Consider the following 21,713-nt stretch of genomic DNA (forward strand, 5'->3'; position numbering starts at 1 on the left):
AAAAAAAGCAGCTCAACAGCTGCTTTTAATTTTATATAATTGACATCCAATATTGATTAGCTCAACATTCTCTGTGCTTTTTTAACACCTTCCACCAGAGCATCAATTTCTTCGAAAGTATTATAAACAGCAAAACTTGCCCTCACTGTTCCGGCAATATTAAAGAAGTTCATAATAGGCTGCGTACAGTGATGTCCTGTCCTTACAGCGATCCCCATTTTATCAAGAATCATTCCTACATCGGAGGCAATTCCTACTCCTTCTAAATTAAAGGAAACAACACCTGTTCTCTTTGCTTTTTCACCATAGATTTTAATACCATCAATTTCCAAAAGCTGCCTTTGCGCATATTCCAATAAAGCATTTTCATGATTCTGAATATGGGTATGACCTACTCCGTTCATGAAATCAACAGCAGCTCCTAAAGCAATATTTCCACCTACATTCGGTGTTCCTGCTTCATATTTGAATGGAAGACCTGCATAAGTGGTACCATCGAAAGAACAGGTTGCAATCATCTCTCCTCCTCCGTGAAAAGGCGGTAAAGCTTCTAATATTTCTTGTTTTCCATATAAAATACCTGTTCCCATCGGAGCATACATTTTATGACCTGAGAATACAAAGAAATCACAATCCATCTTCTGTACATCAATATTGAAGTGCGGAGCAGACTGAGCTCCGTCTATCACAACATAGGCATCCGTATTTTTTCTTGTTTTGGCAATAATTTCTTCAATTGGATTCACAATACCTAATGCATTGGAAACCTGGTTTACAGAAACAACCTTCGTTTTTTCACTCAAAAACTGATCAAAATAATCCATCTGAAGGATTCCGTTCTCATCAATCGGAATCACGCGTAGTTTCGCTCCGGTTCTTTCACACAGCATCTGCCATGGAACAATATTGGAATGGTGCTCCAGATATGAAATAATGATTTCATCATCTTTCTGCAGTTTCTGTGTTAAAATATAAGCGATGAGGTTCAACCCTTCTGTTGTTCCCTTGGTAAAAATCACCTCAAAGTCATGTTCAGCATTGATGAATTTCTGAATCTTTCTTCTTGAAAGCTCCATTTCTTCTGTTGCCAGCTGGCTCAGTGTATGAATTCCTCTGTGAACATTGGCATTGAGTTCTATATAATATGCGTGACAGACTTCCAAAACTGAATTTGGTTTTTGGGATGTAGCTGCATTATCCAGATAAACCAAAGGTTTACCGTTCACTTCTCTGTCCAATATAGAAAACTGGCTTCTTATTTCCTGAATGTCAAACATTTATTTATTTTTTAAATTAAAACGTCCTTATTTAGAACTCTTCAAATTTACGGCTTTTTTTCCGAAAGGAAGCATGGGGTTGGGTACTGATCGCTATCTGTTGATAGAAATATTCAATAGGGTAAGGTGAAGAAAGCCAATAAAACAAAAGATGAAATTACTAAAGGGCAAAAAGACAAAATTGAAAGCAGCCTACCAGATTGTTTAGGTATCCTGCTTACTCGTTACCAAATAAAAAACCCGCCATAACTGACGGGTTCTTATATTGTTTAAATAAGCAATTCTTATTCTGCTGCAGTTTCAGCTGCTGCTTCAGGAGCTGCACCTTCTTCAGTTGCAACTTCTTCATCCTCATCATCATCCTGCATTGCTGCACCTCCTTTCATTGCATTTCTAGACATCTTAACAGCAACTACTACTGCATTGTCAGGGTGCATGAAAGAATATCCTTCTGTTTTGATACCACCGATGTAAAGTTTGTTACCAATTCTTAATGGAGTAACATCAACTACTACTTCGTCAGGTAGGTTAGCAGGGATAGCTTTTACTTTTAGTTTTCTGAAAGACTGACGTAAAACACCACCAGCTACAACACCTTTTGAACGTCCTGTAATTCTTACCGGAACTTCCATGATCACTGGCTTATCGTCAGATAACTGATAGAAGTCAACGTGAAGAATTTTGTCAGTAATTGGGTGGAACTGAATATCCTGAAGAACAGCTGGAATTGTTTTTCCGTCAACCTCAATAGATACCGTGTGTGCTTCAGGAGTGTATACTAATCCTTTGAAAGCTCTCTCTTCAGCAGAGAAGTTCAAAGGTGCTTCACCTCCATAAACAACACAAGGAACTAATTCAGCATCACGTAAAGCTTTTGTAGACTTTTTGCCCACGCTTTCTCTTTTTGTACCTTGAATTGTAATAGATTTCATTTATAAAAAATTTAAAAAATTGTTCTAATTTTAATTTGCAATTTATTTAAAATCAATTAAATAACAAATTTACTACTAATTGATTTATGTTCATGAACCATTGTCATAACGTCTGCAAATAACGGGGCGCAAGATAGCACTTTTATTTTAGATGACAAATTATTTTTAACAGGAATTGAGTCAGTTACAATAACTTCCAGCAATTTTGAGTTCTCAATATTCTCGTAAGCCTTACCAGAAAGCACTCCGTGGGTAGCCATAGCTCTTACTGTTTTTGCTCCTTTTTCAATCAAGATATCTGCAGCTTTGCAAAGTGTACCTGCAGTATCAATCATATCATCAATAAGGATTACGTTTTTACCTGTAACATCACCAATAAGGAACATTTCTTCTACAACGTTTGCTTTTTTTCTTTCCTTATAAGCAATTACTACTTCAGCACCCAGGTGACCGGCATAGTTTTTCGCTCTTTTCGCACCTCCCATATCCGGAGAAGCAATGGTAAGATTATCAAGATTCAAAGACCTGATGTGGTCTACGAAAATAGTAGAGGCATACAGGTGATCTACCGGAATTTCGAAGAATCCCTGGATTTGATCTGCATGAAGGTCCATTGTCATGATTCTTGTTGCTCCTGCTGCAGTAAGAAGGTTGGCAACTAATTTTGCACCGATCGGCGCTCTTGGTTTGTCTTTTCTGTCCTGTCTGGCAAGACCAAAGTAAGGAATTACTACGGTGATGCTCTTTGCAGAAGCTCTTTTTGCTGCATCAATCATTAGAAGAAGTTCCAAAAGATTGTCTGCAGGAGGGAATGTAGATCCAATCAGGAAAACTCTTCCTCCTCTTACAGATTCGTCCAAAACAGGCTCAAATTCCCCATCACTGAACTCCTGAAAGTTGATTTTTCCTAATTCTTTCCCATAATTCTGGGCAATTTTCTCTGCCAAGTCCCTGCTGGTTCTTGTACAAAATAGATAACTTAACTGATCGGCCATTTTTACTTTTTAAAAGATTTTGCAAATTTAAAAAAAAACCACAAGATTTACTCCTGTGGTTTCTAAGTTTTTATTTTATCAATTATTAAGGGAATTTAACTCCTGAATATTTGTTCGGATCTACCTGTGGAAGTGTAGAGTTGTATTTAGCATTGATAGATTTAATAAATTCATTAGCAACAATACCATATCCGCGTCCTGTCAGATGAACTCCGTCTAAAGAGAAAGCTCCGCCGGTTACAAATGTCGCCGTATATTTTACTCCATCCCAAATAATTCCTGATTTAGAATTCAATTCCATCATTTTAGCGTCCATATCCACAAAGGCAAGACCTTTGTCTGTTGCTGCTTTTTTTATCGCTGTGTTATATCCTGCAGTAGCAGCAAGGACTTTTGCAGTCTCAGCTTCAGTAAGGACAAGCTTATCTTCTAATGGTACGGAAGTACCTCCTCCAGCCTGTGGAGTAAGAACTTTACTAGCTGGTAAAAGAATTAAATCCTTCGCTGTTGTTTGTCTGTATTTTGGAAGCCCCGGAACAGTTGACAGATCTTTATCTACAATTACAGCTCCGTTGACTGCTGCTCCGGCAGTAAATTTAATTAACCTTCTCTGATATTCAGCATCGCTGATCGCTCCTAAGGTTTTAGCCTGCAGCAATCCTGCGTTATACTGAGCATATCCTGTATTCAGCTGAGTTACCTGAGCATCTGTCAAACCCGTAAGAGGCATAGCAGGAATTCTCGTAAAGTAAGGGACATTGGTAACTGTAGGAATATTAGCAATAACACCTTTTCTTTTTGTACCGGCAGGGAATAGTTTATCTACTAAATAAGCATAGGTATTACTGAACCCTACCCCTACAGCACCATCTACTGGCGTAATCGGAACATTTGGATCAGCTCCTCCTGAAGTTGCATATAATAAAACATCATTATTTCCTATCCATAAAGAAATGAAGGTTGGGTCTTGTTTTAGGGCATCTTCTACTACTGAAGTTGTTGTTGATGACGCAAACCTTACGAAATATGGATTTGCAGTAGCAGGCGTAGAGATTAATCCGGCTGGATTCCCATATCCCGGAGCCAGTAAATGCGCTACTCTTGCTCCCGGAACTCCCATATTCTGGTAAGGACCACCAGCAGAAACATTATCTAATGCTGCTCCTGGAGCTGTTGGACCGGGAGTTAATGCTCCGTTTACCACACTTAACACATATTTACCTGCAAAATCTCCTGTTGCTGGGTTAAATAAATTGGTAAACCCTCCTGTGTCATTAGGCATCATTGGCTGTTTAAAAGCTCCTCCACCTGCTAATTGCATTTGCGCTGCAATCATGCTTGGATAAGATTCATTCTGTCCACTGCTGTAAAGTGCTCCATCTCTATAACCAGCAGTTAATGAGTTTCCTAACGATATATATTTTGAAAAGTCTGCGTCTCCTTTTGTTACCGGGATATCTTTCACATCCGTATCGAAATCCGTATTACAGCTTACTGTAAAAAGAAGTGCAGAAACTGCCATTGTCGATATTATAATTTTTTTCATAGTCTTCTAAAATTAAAATGGATTATAAGAGAAACCTAGACCAAAGTAGAAAGCAGTTGCTTTTGACTGTCCGTTAAGCCCTATATTAACATTATTCACCTTTCTGTACTGAGGCATTGCATATCCTCCGGCAACATCAATTCCGAACTGCTTCAGCTTGAAGCCTACCCCACCTGTAACCACATAGGTATCGTATGAAGGAGTTTCCGGGATAAAGTTATCCGTAGTATAAGGTGCTTCATCATAATAAGCTCCCAAACGTCCGTAGATCATATTGGTGAATGCATACTGGGTTCCCAGTCTGAAAGTTTTGGAGTTTTTGAAGTTCTTAGGATTGGTAAGAATCGTTGGGTCTGACGGATTGTTTCCGATAGGCGCATTCTCGAAATCCAATGTAAGTTTGCTGTATCTTTCCCATCCGTGATAGTTAAAGTCTGCAGAAACCTGCCACTTCGGTGTTATCTTATAGGTCAGACCAATGGTATATTCTTCAACCAATGGCAACGTTGCTGAGAAACCATCTTGTCCTGCAGCATTCAGTTTTAGCTGATTATAAACAGATTGAGAAGGGAACTGGAATGTAGCAGTTCCTGATTTAGCTTTCATATCGATTGCTGAACGATATGCAATACTCACATCTAATTTCGGGTCAGGCCTGAAATAGAAACCGAATCCATATCCGTGGCCGGTTGCATTATCGTCATTAATATTAACCTTTCCGTCAAATTGAGTCACTGCCTTGTCCCAATCTACTTTTCCTCTTGCGTAGATATAGCTGGCACCAAAAGATACCCATGGAGCCAATTTTACAGAGACCATTGGCTGGAAATAGAAACTTTTCAGTTCCATTTTCTGTACCAACTCCTTACCTTCCCAGTTATCAGGCCATTTGATTGTACTTCCAAAAGGCGTTGAAAAACTGAACCCTACGGTAAGTTTCTCTATGGGTCTATAAGTAATTGCAGCATATATAGGTGTTCCTATAGGGTTATCTGTTTCTGCACTTTGTAAAGTATTGAAGTTTTGAAAAGTAACTTTATTACTTGCACCAAACCCTCCTGCCACTACACTCAGCTTGGAAGGGATAAATGACATACCCGCCGGGTTAAAGAATGTCACACTCGCGTCTTCGGCATGAGCACTAGTATGCGCCATTGCCAATTGTTTTACCCCCTGCAGGGAAACTCTGAAGCCTCCTGCATAAGATAGAACTCCCGCCAATAAAGCAGTTGATACTAATATTTTTTTCATAGACTATTATTATATATATAAGCCAAATATAAAATTATTTTGAATACGTCTGTTAATATTTCCTAATATTTTAAACAATATTGCAAAAGAAAACTATGTTTAAAATAACACCTCGAAGAAAATAAAATGCAAAATAATCATTATTAACTATTTAAAACAGTTGATAAACCAAGTCATATTCATTGTTTAGTTTTAAACGGTTGTTTAAAACTAAACAATTATGCTCTGAAAAAGCAATACAGGAAAGTAAAAAGATAATAAATGTTAAAGGAAACAAAATAGAATAAATATTAGCATCTGGTTAAGCCTACAGCCATCATTCTTAGTCAAAATATGAAAATGTTTTATGCCGAATTCAGCTTATTTAAGTATTTTAGAATCGCATAAAGATAAAAATACATAAATTTGCAGATTATAAATAATAGAAAATATGAGTTGTGGATGTAAAACATCCGGCGATTCTGCACATTCTTGCGGCCCTAAAAAAACCGCAAATGGCTGTGAAAATGTAAATACCTGCGGGAATAGTTATAAATTAAGTGTTTTTGACTGGCTTTCTAACATCAACAATCCGGCACCTAACAGGTGTGATTTTGTAGAAGTTAGGTTTAAAAATGACAGAAAATCGTTTTATAAAAATGTAAATAATATTCCTTTACATATAGGTAGCGTAATTACAGTAGAATCAAGTCCGGGACACGATGTAGGCGTAGTAAGCCTTACGGGAGAATTAGTAAAGATTCAGATGAAAAAGAAAAAGTTTTCTGAAGAATCGGCACTCAAAATATACAGACAGGCCAACCAAAAAGACCTTGAGGTATGGCAGGAAGCAAGAAAAAAAGAAGATGGCGTAAAGCTTGAAGCAAGAAAAATTGCACAAAGATTAGGTCTTGAAATGAAAGTTACTGATGTGGAATATCAGGGGGATGCTTCAAAAATCACCTTTTACTACACCGCTGATAACCGAGTGGATTTCAGACAATTAATCAAAGATTACGCCGGAGCTTTCCGTACTAAAATTGATATGAAACAGATTGGTTTCAGACAGGAAGCAGCCAAGGTGGGCGGAATCGGATCTTGCGGACGTGAGCTTTGCTGTTCTACATGGCTTACAGATTTCAGGTCTGTAAACACCAACGTTGCAAGATATCAACAACTGAGCATCAACCCTCAGAAACTTGCAGGACAGTGCGGTAAGCTTAAATGTTGTCTTAACTATGAGCTTGACAGCTATCTGGATGCGTTAAGCAACTTCCCTTCTTCTTCAACTACTTTGGAAACAGAAAAAGGAAAAGCATTCTGTATCAAAATTGATGTTTTCAAAAAGAAAATGTGGTTTGCTTATGTGGATAGTTCAATCGCATGGTATGATTTCGATATTGATCTTGTTAAAAAACTGATTTCAAAAAACAAAAGAGGTGAAAAAACGCTTCCTCTTGAAGACTTGAAACAGCCGGAAGCCTCTACTCATACTATTGACCTGATCCAGGAAAATAATGTGGACCGATTTGAGAAGAAAAACAGAGGAAACAGAAACAGGAATAAGCAGAATAACGGACAACAGGGATCACAAAACCAAGGTCAGGGACAAGGACAGAAAAGAAACAGACCGGAGAAAAACGAAAGGCCGGAAAGATCTGAAAAAACCGAAAACCCAAATGCCCAGTCTGCCAATCAGCCAAGACCTCAAAAGCAGCACCCGCAGCAAAAAGTAGCTGTGGAAAAAGCGGTGAACAACTCTGATGCTGATAAGAAACCACAGAACAATCCAAACAAGAAAAAATTCAAAAAGAGATACCCTCCAAAAAAAGATAATAATGCATAAAATTTTAGGATTACTTTCACTTATCCTTTTCTTTAGCTGCAACTCTTCCTCAGGAGGAGATGTCATTATGAATTCCGTTGATAACAAATGGAATAAGAAAAGTGAACAAAAATTTAATCTTGAAGTTTCAGATCCGCAGAATCCTAAAAATATTATATTTGTCGTAAGAAATAACAACACTTATCCTTACAGCAATATAAGGTTTATAGTGAATTTCACCAATCTACAGAACAAAAAAAAGGAAACAGACACTTTAAATTATGTTCTGGCTAAACCAAACGGAGAATGGCTTGGTACAGGGTTTGGTGATACGAAAGAAACTTTGTTTCAGTATAAAGTAAATTACCAGTTTCCAGGAAAAGGAAAATATGAAATCGGTCTTACCCAGGCGATGAGAAACGACAACCTTCCGGGAATTGAGGATATTGGGGTAAAAATAGAAACGGCTAAACCGTAACCATAAATGGAAGAAAACAAAAAAAATGCAGGAAATAAGGGGAAAACATTTCCTCTGCCTCCCAAGAAAAAGAAAGATACCTCCTGGAGAAAATGGGTTTCATTTATTTGGATAGGACTCATCGCGGTAGTTCTTGGAATTTCAGTACTTTTCTTTTCGGTTTCCCAAGGATTCCTTGGTGAAATGCCTGATGTAAAAGAACTTGAAAATCCGGACATCTTTGTTGCTTCTGAGATCATTTCTTCAGACGGAGTAACCTTGGGTAAATTCGAAAAAGAAAAAACTCAGCCCATTGTTTATAAGGACCTTCCTCCTTTCCTTATCTATGCGCTTCAGGCTAAAGAAGATGAGCGTTTCAAAGAACATTCAGGAATTGACCTTCAGTCTGTTGCCAGAGCAGTAGTTTTTGGTGGCGGCCGAGGTGGAGGATCTACGATTACCCAGCAGCTGGCAAAATTACTTTTCACAGGGAAAAGAGCAGATAATAAAATTAAGGCTGTTTTTCAAAAGCTGAAAGAATGGGTAGTGGCTGTAAGTCTTGAAAAGAGATATACCAAAGAAGAAATTGTAACATTGTATTTCAATAAGTTTGATTTCCTTTACAATGCCAACGGAATTGAAATGGCTTCCAAAATATACTTTAACAAGAAGACCTCCGAACTTACTTTACCCGAAGCAACCATGTTTGTTGCTATGCTTGAAAATCCGGTAAAAAACAACCCAATGAGAAATCCGGAAAGAGCAAAAGCGAGAAGAGATGTTGTTTTGGATCAAATGCTGAAAACAGGCTACATAGATCAGGCTACGTTTGACAAAGCAGTTGCAACACCTATTGCATTAGATTATCATCCAATCAAAAATATTAACGATGATTATTCTGCCTATTACAAGTTTTATCTGAGAAAAGAGATTGATAAATATCTTGAAACTCACGAAAAAGAAACCGGCAAAAAACTAAACCTTTACAAAGACGGTTTAAAAATATACGTTACCCTTGATTCTAAAATGCAGAAATATGCGGAAGAGGCAATTAAGGAGCACTTAACGGATCTTCAGAAAAGATTTGATGCGGAACAAAGAGGAAGAAAGAACAGACCTTTCTACTATCTGAACGACAAACAAATCAATGATGTGATGGTTCAGGCTATGAAAAGAACCGGAAGATACAAGATGTTGAAAGCAGACGGTATGCCTGATGATTCTATCATGATGGAATTCAAAAAACCTATCAAAACTTCAAGATTCACATGGAACGGAGAAGAAGAGATAGAAATGTCTCCATGGGATTCTATCAGATATCATAAACAAATTGCACAGGCAGGTTTAATGTCTATGGTTCCGGGAACAGGAGAAATCAAAGCATGGGTAGGTGGTATAGACTGGCAGCACTTCCAGTATGATCACATCAAGCAAGGTAAGAGACAGGTAGGATCCACATTTAAGCCTTTCGTATATGCCACTGCGATTATGAAACTCGGAATGACACCTTGTTCAGCTGTTTCTAACGGAACATACGATCATAACGGATGGCATGTACCGGGAAGAGGCGGAATGCTAACTTTAAAAGATGCATTGGCACATTCTCAAAACCCTGTTGCCGCAAGACTTATTGAAATGACAGGAGTAGACGCTGTAATCCAGACGGCAAGAGATCTGGGAGTAACAGAAGATATTCCAAGAAACAATACAATTGCTTTAGGTTCATCAGACATTACAATTTACGAAATGCTTGGTGCTTACAGTACTTTTGCCAACTATGGTAACTATAACAAACCAGAAATGATCTGGAGAATTGAAGATGCCAACGGTAGAGTCATCAAGGAAGTAAACGTGGAACCTAAGGAAGTAATGAACCCAATGTATGCTTACACCATGATTGAACTGATGAAAGGTGTTGCACAATACGGAACCGCTTCCGGAGAACTGGGAAGAAGAGGAATTTCAAAAGCAGTAGAAATTGCTGCCAAAACAGGAACAACTCAAAACAACTCTGATGGATGGTTTATGGGAATTACTCCAAAATTAGCAACCGGAGCATGGGTTGGATGGGAAGACAGAGCTACCCACTTTTATGGAACAGGTGAAGGTCAGGGTGCAAAAATGGCATTGCCAATCTGGGCTATATTCATGAAGAAAGTATGGGCAGATAAGAGCCTGGGAGTTACCCCTGATGATAAGTTTGTAAAACCTTCAGACTGGAAAGACGGATGTTCAAACCTTAAAGGATTAAGCGGAGGATATGGAGATGAAGGAAGCCTTCAAACCATTGATGAGATCAAAAATCCAAGGCCGGCAGATCCAACGCCTAAAAAACCAACAGAAAAGAAAGAGGACAACATCAATGAAAACCTTCATTCCAATGATGAAGTAGATTTCAATAAATAATTTCTCTTTTAGAAATACATAAGACCTTTCAATAATCTGAAAGGTCTTTTCTTTTATAATTAATACCTTTGAAGGATGAATATCGAACGTATCAGACAGCCATTTATTGAAAATTTCCCGGGTGATTTCTCCAACAACCCAATGCAGAGAAATACCCCGAAGGTTTTATTTGCCACCATTAAACCCGCAGGCTTTGATAAACCTGAGCTGATAACTTTTAACGAAGCATTATCAGAGGAAATAGGCTTGGGAAAATATGAAGATAAAGACCTGGATTTTCTGGTTGGAAATCATCTTCCGGACAATATTCAAACCTATGCCACAGCATATGCAGGACATCAGTTCGGAAACTGGGCAGGACAACTTGGAGACGGAAGAGCCATTCTTGCCGGTGAAATTATCAATGAGGCAGGAAAAAAGACCGAGATTCAATGGAAAGGAGCCGGAGCAACACCCTACTCCAGACATGCCGATGGAAGAGCTGTGTTAAGATCTTCTGTACGTGAATACCTGATGAGTGAGGCCATGTATCATCTGGGCATTCCTACAACCAGAGCGCTTAGCCTGGCTTTCACAGGTGAAGATGTAATGCGTGACATCATGTATAACGGAAATCCAAAACTGGAAAAAGGTGCAGTGGTTATCAGAACTGCTGAAAGTTTCTTACGTTTCGGACATTTTGAACTCATGTCTGCCCAAAGAGAATACAACAATCTTCAGGAGCTTGCCGACTTTACCATTGAAAACTATTATCCGGAAATTACATCAACTGACGACAAAAAATACAGAGACTTCTTTGAAAATATATGTATCCGGACTGCCGACTTGATGGTTGAATGGTTCAGAGTAGGCTTTGTACACGGAGTGATGAATACAGACAACATGTCTGTTCTCGGATTAACGATTGATTACGGCCCCTATTCCATGATGGATGAATATGATTTGAATTTTACTCCCAACACTACAGATCTTCCAGGAAGAAGATATGCTTTCGGAAAACAGGGACAGATCGCTCAGTGGAATCTTTGGCAGCTGGCCAATGCTCTTCATCCATTAATCAAAGATGAAAAGTTTTTGGAAGATACTTTAAATAATTTTGGCACCTATTTTTGGGAAGCCCACGACCAGATGCTTTGCAGAAAGTTCGGATTTGATCAGCTGCGAAAAGAAGATGAGGATTTCTTCACCAACTGGCAAGGTCTTATGCAAGAGCTTCAGCTGGATTATACCCTGTTTTTCAATCAACTGGCAAAAACAACTCAAGAAACCAATATATCAGAGCACTTTAAAGAGGTCTCTTATATTATTTTGGACGAAAAAAAGTTGACAAAACTTAATAATTTCATCAAAAGTTATAGATCAAGATTAGAATTAAACTCTAATTCCAGAGAAGAATGTTTAGCCATGATGGAAAAAACAAACCCAAAATTTATTCTTAGAAATTATCTTCTTTACGAATGTATTGAAGAGATCAGCAACGGTAAAAAGGAAATGCTGGAAAAGCTTACCAAAGCTCTTGAAAATCCATATCAGGAAATCTACCCTGAATTCTCCGTCAAAAGGCCGTCGGGATATGATGATACAGCGGGATGTTCCACACTTTCATGTAGTTCATAATTGATTATTATTCATAAAAAATTAAAAAACATGTAATTATTTTCATTTTTTTATTACTTTTACTGTCAACTTTAAACGTAAACCAAATGAAAACAAAATTACTATTCATCTTCTTAGTCTCTTCTATATTGGGAAATGCGCAGATTCTCTCAGAGACTTTCCAGGGCACGACATTTCCTCCAACAGGATGGACAACGGGAACAAATGTGGCTTCAAGACCTTGGGGATTCACTACCATAATCTTCAATGCAACCGGACAAGCAACATTTAATATCACAGGTGGAAAATCTGCAGGTATCGGATGGACTGACCAAGCACAGGATGCTCACTTAACAAGTCCTTCTTTCAGTTTAGTAGGAACAACAAGTCCGGTCCTAAAGTTTAACGCCAAAATAGGCTATGAATACATGGTTGATCCATTTCCTAACGGAGATCTAAAAGTAGAAGTGTCCACTGACGGAGGAACCACATGGAACCAGGTATGGGTTGAAGAAAACTATGGATCATTTATCGACTATGAAACACTCGCGATTACCGTGAGCTTAGCTTCATATGCAGGACAAGCCAATGTTAAATTCAGATTCCATTATGTAGCTAATGACGCGGATAGTCTTTCAATAGATGATGTACAGGTTTTGGCAAATGGCACATTATCTACTCAGGAAACCAATGCCAAAGTAAAAGACATTACTAATATCTATCCGAATCCGACAAAAGGAGAAATCAACATCAGAGCAGATAAAAAAATAAAATCTGCCACAGTGATTGATGCGAGCGGAAAATCCGTGCTTAACAATTCTTCTGACAAATTAGATATTTCGTCACTTCCAAAAGGAACTTACTTACTAAAAGTAGACTTCTCTGATGGAACATCCAAAACCGAGAAAGTAATCAAACAGTAAGAACGTCTATACAAACTTTTACAACCACCAATTTTGGTGGTTTTTTTATTTTACTTTTGCAAAAAATTTGACACGTGTCTTATATCAAAACAAAATTTATCCATTTTTTTAAACTGGTTTTCCCATCCACCTATACCGAACTGGCAGTATTTCTGTTTTTCATGATCTGTTATGGAATATTAGGATCTTATATAGCCCTGCATTACAGAATTATTTTTGACAATAGAATCCCATGGGATGCTTATTTCAGTTTTGATAACAAATCGATCCTTATGACAGGAGGCAGTTTTGAAAGACATCCCCTGTCCTACTATTTTTTTAACTGGGTAAGAGAATTTTCATTATTTGTTTCAGGAGGAAAAATGGATGCCAGCTTCAGACTCACGCTGGCATGGCTCAGCAATATCATCATCACATTGAATATTGTTCAGGTATTTAAATATGTAAAGAACATCATTTCCCTTCCTTTATGGTTATGCCTTTTAATCATATTATTCTTTGGAGCTTTTTCCACTAATATCATCTTGTCATTCACTCCGGAAAATTTTACCTACACTTTATTTTTACTCTCATTATACAACCACTATGCAGCAATAAAACTAAAGAAGGAAGAAAAAATACCTGCAACCGCCTTATCACTGGCTGGGATTACTATCGGAGGGCTTACCATTACAAACATTGTAAAAGTTTTCATCCCACTTTTATTTGAAAAAGGACTTTTCAGAAACTGGAAAAAATTCGGAAATGCAGCGCTTAGAGTGACAGTCTCTATGATCTGTTTTGTACTTCTTTATTTGAACAGAATTGATTTTAAATATCAGAATATCTTTTCAAAAACAAATCAGCAATATGAAAAGTTCTCCAATGTAAAGTCGATGCCGACATGGGATATGATTCTTTCGTTCTTTTTTGGAGGTAATATTCTTTTCCCCGGATTTATTATGTCAGACAAGCATAATATGAAAGGTTTTAATTTCAAGGGCCTATACATGGATCTTTATTCATCAGTGTCTCCTTACTTTTTTGTAATCCTGCTGTTGATCCTGATCATTTGGAGTTATTGTAAAAATTTCAAAAATAAATGGGTTCAGGTGATTGCCATTTCATTTTTCATTGACATTGCGATCCATTGTGTGATGAGATTTGGTCTTCATACTTCCTACATCTACGGAGGACATTTTGTCTTTGTATATCCTTTGCTGTTAGGATGGCTCTTTTTTGCTTACAGATCATCACCTAAAATCATGTCATTGCTAACATTAACGGTTGTAGTGTTATTCACTTATCTGCTCGCCGCCAATATTTTCAGAATGACAGAATTTTTCTGGTTTATGGAACATTATTACCAATAAAAAAAGCTGAGAATGTTTCTCAGCTTTTTGTTTTTCTATGTTGAAATAAATTCTTCTTATTTTGCTTCGGCACAGAAAATTCTATACTGTACTGCTACTGCAGATTTAAAGTATTCTCTGATTTTCGAAAGATCACTGGCAGCACTTTGTTTTGTGAAATAACTTCCGGCCAAAATCTTATAGTTGGGTCTTAAAGACGCATCTGTTTCCACTTTCAGGTTGGGAAATCTTTTTCTGAAATAAGACTTCACCTCGTTGGCTTCTTCATTACTTTTCACTGTTGTAATCTGAATTTTAAATCCTAAAATTCTAGGATTTTTCTTACAGATTTCAGCATTGGTAAGTTCTCTGCTTGGCACAAAGATCTTAGGTGGTTTTGTAGTTATTCCTGTAGAAATTCCACTATCATTATTACTGAAATCTCTGGAAGAATTTGTTGGCGCAGCTTTAGCACATTTCCCTTCAATTCCTTCCAAAGCAGCATTTATTTTGGAATCCATTGTCATTACAAGCTCTGTTCCTGACAGGGTGTCCTTTTTAACAACTTGCTGTGCTTCAATATTATAAAATCCAAATAATGATAATATCGAAAATATTTTGATTAGATTTCTCATTTAAACTTGTTTCCGCAAATTTATACAAATTAAAAAACTATACCAAACTGGTTATTTAGAATCAATACAAATTAAACGTAAATGATATTTTCCCTTTTCGATATACCGTTAAATTCCTGTTAAAAATATTATTTTTGCGGAATTGATTGAATGTTCAATAATTTACTAACATAAGATAATTTAAATGATTAGTTGGAGAAAGCATTATAAAAAAACGTTGATCGCGATAGGCTTATTGCTATCAACCAGTGCTTCATTTTACGGGCAAGACGGCGATCCTAAAAACGGAGAGAAACTTTTCAAAGCGAATTGTACTGCATGTCACGCGCTGGACAAACAAGTTGTAGGGCCACCATTAAAAGGGGTTGTAGAACGAGTAAAGACAGAAGGTGGTGTAGACAAAGATTGGCTTCACAAGTGGATCAAAGACAACAAAGCTCTGAGAGCTTCTGGGGATAAATACGCTAATGAGATTTTTGAAAAGTTTAATAAGACTGAAATGCAGGTCTTTCCGAATCTTACAGATAAGGATATTGACGACATTTTAGCTTTCACAACTAACCCTCCTGCTCCGGAGGAGAAAAAGCCGGAAGCAACTCCTGCAACTGACGCTACTGCGGCAGCACCTGCAGACAAAACTACAACAAACGTTGTCATCATTTCACTTTTAGCGATCGCAGGTTTACTGGTTTGGATCTTGGTTAAACTAAGACAATTGGTAAAACTAGGTCAGTCTGAAGATTTAGCCGGACTTAATGAAACAAGAGTTCGTTCTTTCAGTGAAATGTATGAGAAGTTCCACTTCATTGGTAAAGGTCTATTGGCAATCCTTGCTATTTTAGCTGCTTACGGAGTATGGAACTGGCTAATGTGGATCGGGGTTTACAAAGGGTACAAACCTGAGCAGCCTATCTACTTCTCTCACAAAATCCACGCCGGAGAACAGAAAATTGACTGTCAGTTATGTCACTCCAGTGCTAAATACGGAAAAGTATCTGAAATTCCTTCTATGAACGTTTGTATGAACTGTCACAGAACAATTTCTGAATACAACGCAGATCACTACATGGAGCCTGGAAAAGACAAGGCATTCTATGACGGTGAAATCCAGAAGATCTACGCAGCAACAGGTTGGGATCCTGCAAAACAACAGTACACAGGAAAAACACAGCCAGTTGAATGGACAAGAATCCACAACATGCCAGACTTCGTTTACTTCAACCACTCTCAGCACGTAATTGCTGGGGAACAGGCGATCATCAATTCTTTCAACAAAAAGAATCCTAACAACAAAATTGATGTTGTATGTAAAGCTTGTCACGGTAAAATTGATACAATGAATGTTGTTCAGATGGCTAACGACTTTACTATGGGATGGTGTATCGAGTGCCACAGAACGACTGAAGTTGATATGAACAACGGTTATAATAAAGAGTACTTCAAAAATCTACATGACAAGTTGAAAAAACAATATCCACAAGATGGAGGTAAGATCACTGTAGATGCAATTGGAGGTCTTGAGTGTGGTAAATGTCATTATTAATAACTAAAAAATTAGAAGTATAAATGGCTTCAAACAAAATACAATTCAGAAGTATTCATGAACTTAAAGATCCGGCTTTGAATAATAAGCTGGCTCAGAAAGAGTTTCAGGAAGAAATTCCGGTAGAAGATTTCCTTGGAGATGCTGAGAAAAACGGATCAAGTACTTCAAGAAGAGATTTCCTTAAATTACTAGGATTCTCTACAGCAGCAGTTACCTTAGCTGCCTGCGAAGCTCCGGTAATCAAAACGATTCCTTACGTGGTAAAACCGCATGATATTATTCCGGGAATCCCTAATTATTACGCTTCAACCTATTTTGACGGTTTCGACTTTGCTAGTGTTTTGGTAAAAACCCGTGAAGGTAGACCAATCAAAATTGAACCCAACCCAGCTGGCGGCGATTTAGGTAAAACTAACGCAAGAGCTCAGGCAAGTGTACTTTCTCTTTATGATAATGATAAAGTAAAGCAGCCTAAACTGGATGGTAAAGATGAAACTTTCGATAAAGTAGACAGTTTTGTTATTAAAGGGTTGGAAGAAGCTAAAGCGTCTGGCAAAAAGATTGTGGTTTTATCACACTCTTTTGCTTCACCAACTTTCAAAAAGTTATTCGCTGAATTCAAAGCTAAATATCCTACAGCTGAATTAGTAACATATGATGCTTTCCCTTACTCTGCAGGATTAGATGCAGCTCAGGAAGTATTCGGACAAAGAGCATTACCTGTTTATGACCTTAAAGGTTCTGAATTGGTAGTTTCTTTCCAGGCTGATTTCTTAGGAGACTATAACGCTTCAAGCTTAGAAACTTCTTATGCAGCAGCTAGAAAGCCAGGACCAAACATGTTGAGACACATTCAGGTGGAATCTAACATGTCATTAACCGGTGCTAATGCTGACTCAAGATACAGATTAAAACCAAGTGCTGTAAACAAAACTTTAGTTGAAGTTTACAACGCAATCGTAGGTGGCGGTACTTCTGATAAGACTGCAACTGAAATTGCTAACGAATTGAAAGCAAAAGGTAGCAAAGCTGTTGTTTTTGCTGACGGTTCTAAAGGAGCACAGGTTTTAGCACACTTAATCAACCAGAAATTAGGTTCAGTAGCTTTCACAGGTAAAGCAAACTTCCTTAAAGAATTTGACGGAGCAAGATACCAGGAATTCCTGGGATGGATAAACGGTGGACAAGTTGGTGTATTGGTTACCAACAACGTAGACCCTATTTATTCTCATCCAAAAGGAGAAGATTTCAAGAAATCTTTATCTAAAGTTCCTTACGTAATTGCTGTAGCAGATAAGAAAAATGAAATGTACAAAGCAGCGAAAGCTGTAATTCCTGTAGCCAACTGGCTGGAGTCTTGGGGAGATATCGAACCACAGACAGGAGTATATTCATTAATGCAGCCTACAATCCAGAAAATCTACAAATCAAGACAGATTGAAGAATCTCTATTGGTTTGGAAGAACGGAAAAAACAATGCAGCAAACAATTACTACGATTATTTAAAAGCAAACTCTGCTTCTCTTTTAGGTGGTACTTCTTTCAACAAAGCATTGTATAACGGTATCAACGCTTCTACCAACGCAACTACTTTAGCTTATGCAGGTGGAAACGCTGCTCAGGCTGTTGCTGAACTAGGAAACTTTAAAGCTTCTGAATTAGAATTAGTATTATACACTAAGACTTCAATGGGAGATGGTACTCAGGCAAATAACCCTTGGTTACAAGAGTTACCTGATCCAATCACAAGAATGTCTTGGGATAACTATCTGACAATTTCTCCAAAAGACGCAGAAAAGTTCGGAATTGATAACGATCTTAATGCAAGAATGCAGCTGGATGGTTCTATCGTAAACCTTACTGTAAACGGAGTAACAATAAAAGATGTTCCTGTATTCGTACAACCTGGACAAGCTGAAGGATCTGTAGGTCTTGCGCTTGGTTATGGTAAGAAAAACTCAGGAGCAACTGCTGATACCGGTGTAAATGCTTATCCTTTATTTGACGGTTCTAACCTTGTTCTTTCAGGTGTTAAAATTGAGAAAACAGGAGAAGATCACGAATTCGCAGGTATCCAGCTTCAAAATACATTGATGGGTCGTTATGAAATCGCGAAGGAAGTTCCTTTGGCAGATTTCATCAACGTAGCTTTCGATGATGAGCACAAAGGATGGAACAAACCTTTGGAATACCACACGATCAGCGGAGCACTTCCAGCGAGAAAAATCGACCTTTGGGATGCTTTTGATGATACAGATGGTCCTCACTTCAACTTATCTATCGACCTGAACTCTTGTACTGGTTGTGGAGCATGTATCATTGCTTGTCAGGCAGAAAACAACGTTCCTGTAGTAGGTAAAGAAGAAGTAAGAATGTCCAGAGATATGTACTGGTTAAGAATTGACCGTTACTATTCTTCAAGACAAACGGTAGAAGTATACGAAGGGTTAAAAGAAGGAATGGCTGTACCAGAATTATACGGTACTGCATTCAACAAAGAAGGAGGTGCATTGAACCACCCTGCTGATAATCCGGATGTGATCTTCCAGCCAGTAATGTGTCAGCACTGTAACCACGCTCCATGTGAAACTGTATGTCCGGTAGCGGCTACTTCACACGGTAAGCAAGGTCAAAACCATATGGCTTACAACAGATGTATCGGTACAAGATATTGTGCAAACAACTGTCCATACAAAGTAAGACGTTTCAACTGGTTTACTTATAACCTAAATGACAAGTTCGATTTCAACATGAACAATGATTTAGGAAGAATGGTACTTAACCCGGACGTAGTTGTAAGAACTAGAGGGGTAATGGAGAAATGTTCAATGTGTATCCAAATGACTCAGAATACAATTCTTGAGGCTAAGAAAGAAGGAAGAAGAGTGAAGGATGGAGAATTCCAGACTGCTTGTTCTAAAGCTTGTTCTACTGGAGCAATGACATTTGGAGACATGAATGATAAAGATTCTTCGATCAGAGAGCAATATGCATCTAACAGAAGATATTATTTACTAGAGGAGATCGGAACAAAACCAAACGTGTTCTATCACACTAAAGTAAGAAACAGAGTAGAAAAATAAAGTTTAAATAATAAATAGGTAAAAAATGTCAGGACATTACGAAGCTCCGATAAGGGAACCTCTAATTATTGGTCACAAAACTTATCACGATATTACAGAAGATATCGCACGACCTATCGAAGAAAGAGCAGGTAAATTATGGTGGATCTCATTATATGCTGCACTAGTTCTATTCCTCTATGGATTCGGCTGTATCGCTTACACTATCGGGACAGGTATTGGAGCATGGGGGCTTAACAGAACTATTAACTGGGGTTGGGATATTACCAACTTCGTATGGTGGGTAGGTATCGGTCACGCCGGGACCCTAATCTCCGCAGTATTATTATTATTTAGACAGAGATGGAGAATGTCTGTAAACAGATCTGCAGAGGCGATGACGATCTTTGCGGTTGTACAGGCAGCAATCTTCCCTGTAATCCACATGGGTAGAGTTTGGGTTGGATACTGGGTATTCCCTTTACCAAACCAATTCGGTTCTCTTTGGGGGAACTTCAACTCTCCTCTACTTTGGGACGTATTTGCGATCTCTACATATTTCTCAGTATCAACTGTATTCTGGTTCATGGGACTAATCCCTGACTTTGCAATGATCAGAGATAGAGCGAAAACTCCTTGGACTAAGAAAATTTATACATTCCTTGCATTCGGTTGGGGTGGTAAAGCAAAACACTGGCAAAGATTCGAAGAACTTTCTTTGGTTCTTGCAGGTTTGGCAACTCCACTTGTATTCTCAGTACACACTACCGTATCTTTTGACTTCGCAACTTCGGTAATTAAAGGATGGCACTCAACAATCTATCCTCCTTATTTCGTTGCCGGTGCGATCTTCTCAGGATTTGCAATGGTACAGACCCTATTGTTGGTTGCAAGAAAAGTATGTCACTTAGAAGAATATATTACAATGTATCATATCGAAATTATGAACATCGTAATCATCTTAACGGGTGGTATGGTAACTGTAGCTTATGCCACTGAATATTTCATCGGATGGTACTCAGGATCCAGATTTGAAGATTTCACATATCTTTCTCCGGGTGCTGCTGTAGGACCTTACTGGTGGGCATTCTGGTCATTGATCATCTGTAACCTTGTTATTCCTGCTTCTTTCTGGTTCAAGAGACTAAGAACGAACATTATCTGGACATTCATTGTTGCATTAATCATCAACATCGGTATGTGGTTTGAGCGTTTTGATATCATCGTTATCAACCTTTCAAGAGACTACTTACCAGGATCATGGACTATGTTTAAGCCAACGATCATTGATGTGGGTGTATACTTAGGAACAATCGGATTCTTCTCTGTATTATTCTTATTATACGCAAGAACATTCCCTGTAATTGCACAGGCTGAATTAAAATCGATTTTGAAAATCTCAGGTGAAACTTATAAAGCAAAAGAAGGAGATGAGCACCACTAAAATTGTATACGGACTTTATGCTGACGACGACGATTTAATGAACGGCGTTAAAGCATTCAACGATAAAGGAATCGCAATCAACGAAGTTTATACTCCGTTTCCGGTTCACGGACTAGACAAAGCTTTAGGTTTAAAGAAAACCAGAATTTCTGATGCCGCTTTCATCTATGCTTGTTATGGTGTAACGATCGGTGCTACTCTTACCTGGTATGTGATGAATCACGACTGGCCTCAGAATATCGGTGGTAAACCAGCTTTTGACTGGGGGCACAACATGCCGGCATTCGTAGTTCCAATGTTCGAATTAATGGTATTCTGTGCAGCTCACATGATGTCTTTAACTTTCCTGGTTAGAAACAAAATGTATCCAGGAGCTCCTGCTCAGAACCCGGACCCAAGAACTACTGATGATAAATTCATGATGGAATTCGTAACTGAAGATGTAGAATCTGTAAAACAGTTGCTTATTGAAACTGGAGTTGAAGAAATAACTGTTAAAGACGCTTAA

At 38.1% G+C, this 21,713-nt stretch carries 16 protein-coding genes; 10 read left to right on the forward strand and 6 right to left on the reverse strand.

What is annotated here, in order from left to right; translation table 11 throughout:
• Positions 1 to 56: 56 nt before the first annotated feature.
• The 5 genes from AC59HC_RS00370 to AC59HC_RS00390 all read right to left on the reverse strand — a co-directional run bounded on the left by AC59HC_RS00370 (position 57) and on the right by AC59HC_RS00390 (position 6,001).
• Positions 57 to 1,277 carry an aminotransferase class V-fold PLP-dependent enzyme gene (locus tag AC59HC_RS00370; protein WP_496557789.1) on the reverse strand — a complete coding sequence of 407 codons (1,221 nt, stop codon included), beginning with the start codon at positions 1,275 to 1,277 and terminating at the stop codon, positions 57 to 59.
• Positions 1,278 to 1,561: 284 nt separating this feature from the next.
• Positions 1,562 to 2,209, reverse strand: coding sequence for a 50S ribosomal protein L25/general stress protein Ctc (locus AC59HC_RS00375; protein WP_110009121.1), 648 nt, complete (start codon positions 2,207 to 2,209; stop codon positions 1,562 to 1,564).
• A gap of 56 nt (positions 2,210 to 2,265) precedes the next feature.
• On the reverse strand, positions 2,266 to 3,204 hold the full coding sequence (locus AC59HC_RS00380) for a ribose-phosphate pyrophosphokinase (protein ID WP_110009120.1): 939 nt from the start codon (positions 3,202 to 3,204) through the stop codon (positions 2,266 to 2,268).
• Positions 3,205 to 3,289: 85 nt separating this feature from the next.
• Positions 3,290 to 4,750, reverse strand: coding sequence for a G-D-S-L family lipolytic protein (locus AC59HC_RS00385; protein ID WP_343643873.1), 1,461 nt, complete (start codon positions 4,748 to 4,750; stop codon positions 3,290 to 3,292).
• Positions 4,751 to 4,762: 12 nt separating this feature from the next.
• Positions 4,763 to 6,001 (reverse strand): OmpP1/FadL family transporter, encoded by a 1,239-nt coding sequence (locus AC59HC_RS00390; RefSeq protein WP_110009118.1) that lies wholly within the window; start codon positions 5,999 to 6,001, stop codon positions 4,763 to 4,765.
• Positions 6,002 to 6,431: 430 nt separating this feature from the next.
• Between AC59HC_RS00390 and AC59HC_RS00395 the strand changes: the two genes are divergently transcribed.
• The 6 genes from AC59HC_RS00395 (at position 6,432) to AC59HC_RS00420 (ending at position 14,539) form a co-directional block, all read left to right on the forward strand.
• The gene (locus AC59HC_RS00395; protein ID WP_110009117.1) at positions 6,432 to 7,826 is read left to right on the forward strand and encodes a PSP1 domain-containing protein; all 1,395 of its coding nucleotides are present in this window, start codon (positions 6,432 to 6,434) and stop codon (positions 7,824 to 7,826) included.
• A complete protein-coding gene (locus tag AC59HC_RS00400) occupies positions 7,819 to 8,283 on the forward strand; it encodes a gliding motility lipoprotein GldH (protein WP_110009116.1) in 465 nt (154 codons plus the stop codon). Before AC59HC_RS00395 ends, AC59HC_RS00400 begins: the two co-directional genes overlap by 8 nt.
• A gap of 6 nt (positions 8,284 to 8,289) precedes the next feature.
• Positions 8,290 to 10,668: a transglycosylase domain-containing protein gene (locus AC59HC_RS00405; RefSeq protein WP_110009115.1), complete on the forward strand. Its 2,379-nt coding sequence runs from the start codon at positions 8,290 to 8,292 to the stop codon at positions 10,666 to 10,668.
• 75 nt (positions 10,669 to 10,743) lie between these two features.
• Entirely contained in the window at positions 10,744 to 12,285 is a 1,542-nt protein-coding gene (locus tag AC59HC_RS00410; RefSeq protein ID WP_496557790.1) for a protein adenylyltransferase SelO, read from the forward strand.
• 86 nt (positions 12,286 to 12,371) lie between these two features.
• Complete coding sequence (locus tag AC59HC_RS00415; RefSeq protein WP_429817240.1) at positions 12,372 to 13,187, forward strand: T9SS type A sorting domain-containing protein; 816 nt, start codon at positions 12,372 to 12,374, stop codon at positions 13,185 to 13,187.
• A 74-nt stretch (positions 13,188 to 13,261) separates the two neighbouring features.
• The gene (locus AC59HC_RS00420) at positions 13,262 to 14,539 is read left to right on the forward strand and encodes a DUF6080 domain-containing protein (protein WP_496557791.1); all 1,278 of its coding nucleotides are present in this window, start codon (positions 13,262 to 13,264) and stop codon (positions 14,537 to 14,539) included.
• A 56-nt stretch (positions 14,540 to 14,595) separates the two neighbouring features.
• Here AC59HC_RS00420 and AC59HC_RS00425 read toward each other — a convergent pair whose 3' ends face one another.
• Positions 14,596 to 15,153, reverse strand: coding sequence for an SPOR domain-containing protein (locus AC59HC_RS00425; RefSeq protein ID WP_202841905.1), 558 nt, complete (start codon positions 15,151 to 15,153; stop codon positions 14,596 to 14,598).
• 184 nt (positions 15,154 to 15,337) lie between these two features.
• Here AC59HC_RS00425 and AC59HC_RS00430 point away from each other — a divergent pair, with 184 nt between their 5' ends.
• The 4 genes from AC59HC_RS00430 to AC59HC_RS00445 are packed head-to-tail and all read left to right on the forward strand — an operon-like array spanning position 15,338 to position 21,713.
• On the forward strand, positions 15,338 to 16,696 hold the full coding sequence (locus tag AC59HC_RS00430) for a c-type cytochrome (RefSeq protein ID WP_047426932.1): 1,359 nt from the start codon (positions 15,338 to 15,340) through the stop codon (positions 16,694 to 16,696).
• A 23-nt stretch (positions 16,697 to 16,719) separates the two neighbouring features.
• Entirely contained in the window at positions 16,720 to 19,782 is a 3,063-nt protein-coding gene (locus AC59HC_RS00435; RefSeq protein ID WP_110009110.1) for a TAT-variant-translocated molybdopterin oxidoreductase, read from the forward strand.
• Positions 19,783 to 19,807: 25 nt separating this feature from the next.
• Positions 19,808 to 21,205 (forward strand): NrfD/PsrC family molybdoenzyme membrane anchor subunit, encoded by a 1,398-nt coding sequence (nrfD, locus tag AC59HC_RS00440; protein WP_034691792.1) that lies wholly within the window; start codon positions 19,808 to 19,810, stop codon positions 21,203 to 21,205.
• Entirely contained in the window at positions 21,192 to 21,713 is a 522-nt protein-coding gene (locus tag AC59HC_RS00445) for a DUF3341 domain-containing protein (protein WP_027371993.1), read from the forward strand. Before nrfD ends, AC59HC_RS00445 begins: the two co-directional genes overlap by 14 nt.

Source organism: Chryseobacterium sp. DZ-32, assembly GCF_059587025.1.

What these genes read in the sequence shown, in the direction of transcription:
- AC59HC_RS00435 (WP_110009110.1), top strand. Translation starts at nt 16,720, where the DNA reads ATGGCTTCAAACAAAATACAATTCAGAAGTATTCATGAACTTAAAGAT.
- AC59HC_RS00380 (WP_110009120.1), bottom strand. Translation starts at nt 3,204, where the DNA reads ATGGCCGATCAGTTAAGTTATCTATTTTGTACAAGAACCAGCAGGGAC.
- AC59HC_RS00445 (WP_027371993.1), top strand. Translation starts at nt 21,192, where the DNA reads ATGAGCACCACTAAAATTGTATACGGACTTTATGCTGACGACGACGAT.
- AC59HC_RS00385 (WP_343643873.1), bottom strand. Translation starts at nt 4,750, where the DNA reads ATGAAAAAAATTATAATATCGACAATGGCAGTTTCTGCACTTCTTTTT.
- AC59HC_RS00370 (WP_496557789.1), bottom strand. Translation starts at nt 1,277, where the DNA reads ATGTTTGACATTCAGGAAATAAGAAGCCAGTTTTCTATATTGGACAGA.
- AC59HC_RS00395 (WP_110009117.1), top strand. Translation starts at nt 6,432, where the DNA reads ATGAGTTGTGGATGTAAAACATCCGGCGATTCTGCACATTCTTGCGGC.
- nrfD (WP_034691792.1), top strand. Translation starts at nt 19,808, where the DNA reads ATGTCAGGACATTACGAAGCTCCGATAAGGGAACCTCTAATTATTGGT.
- AC59HC_RS00390 (WP_110009118.1), bottom strand. Translation starts at nt 6,001, where the DNA reads ATGAAAAAAATATTAGTATCAACTGCTTTATTGGCGGGAGTTCTATCT.
- AC59HC_RS00405 (WP_110009115.1), top strand. Translation starts at nt 8,290, where the DNA reads ATGGAAGAAAACAAAAAAAATGCAGGAAATAAGGGGAAAACATTTCCT.
- AC59HC_RS00375 (WP_110009121.1), bottom strand. Translation starts at nt 2,209, where the DNA reads ATGAAATCTATTACAATTCAAGGTACAAAAAGAGAAAGCGTGGGCAAA.
- AC59HC_RS00430 (WP_047426932.1), top strand. Translation starts at nt 15,338, where the DNA reads ATGATTAGTTGGAGAAAGCATTATAAAAAAACGTTGATCGCGATAGGC.
- AC59HC_RS00425 (WP_202841905.1), bottom strand. Translation starts at nt 15,153, where the DNA reads ATGAGAAATCTAATCAAAATATTTTCGATATTATCATTATTTGGATTT.
- AC59HC_RS00415 (WP_429817240.1), top strand. Translation starts at nt 12,372, where the DNA reads ATGAAAACAAAATTACTATTCATCTTCTTAGTCTCTTCTATATTGGGA.
- AC59HC_RS00400 (WP_110009116.1), top strand. Translation starts at nt 7,819, where the DNA reads ATGCATAAAATTTTAGGATTACTTTCACTTATCCTTTTCTTTAGCTGC.
- AC59HC_RS00410 (WP_496557790.1), top strand. Translation starts at nt 10,744, where the DNA reads ATGAATATCGAACGTATCAGACAGCCATTTATTGAAAATTTCCCGGGT.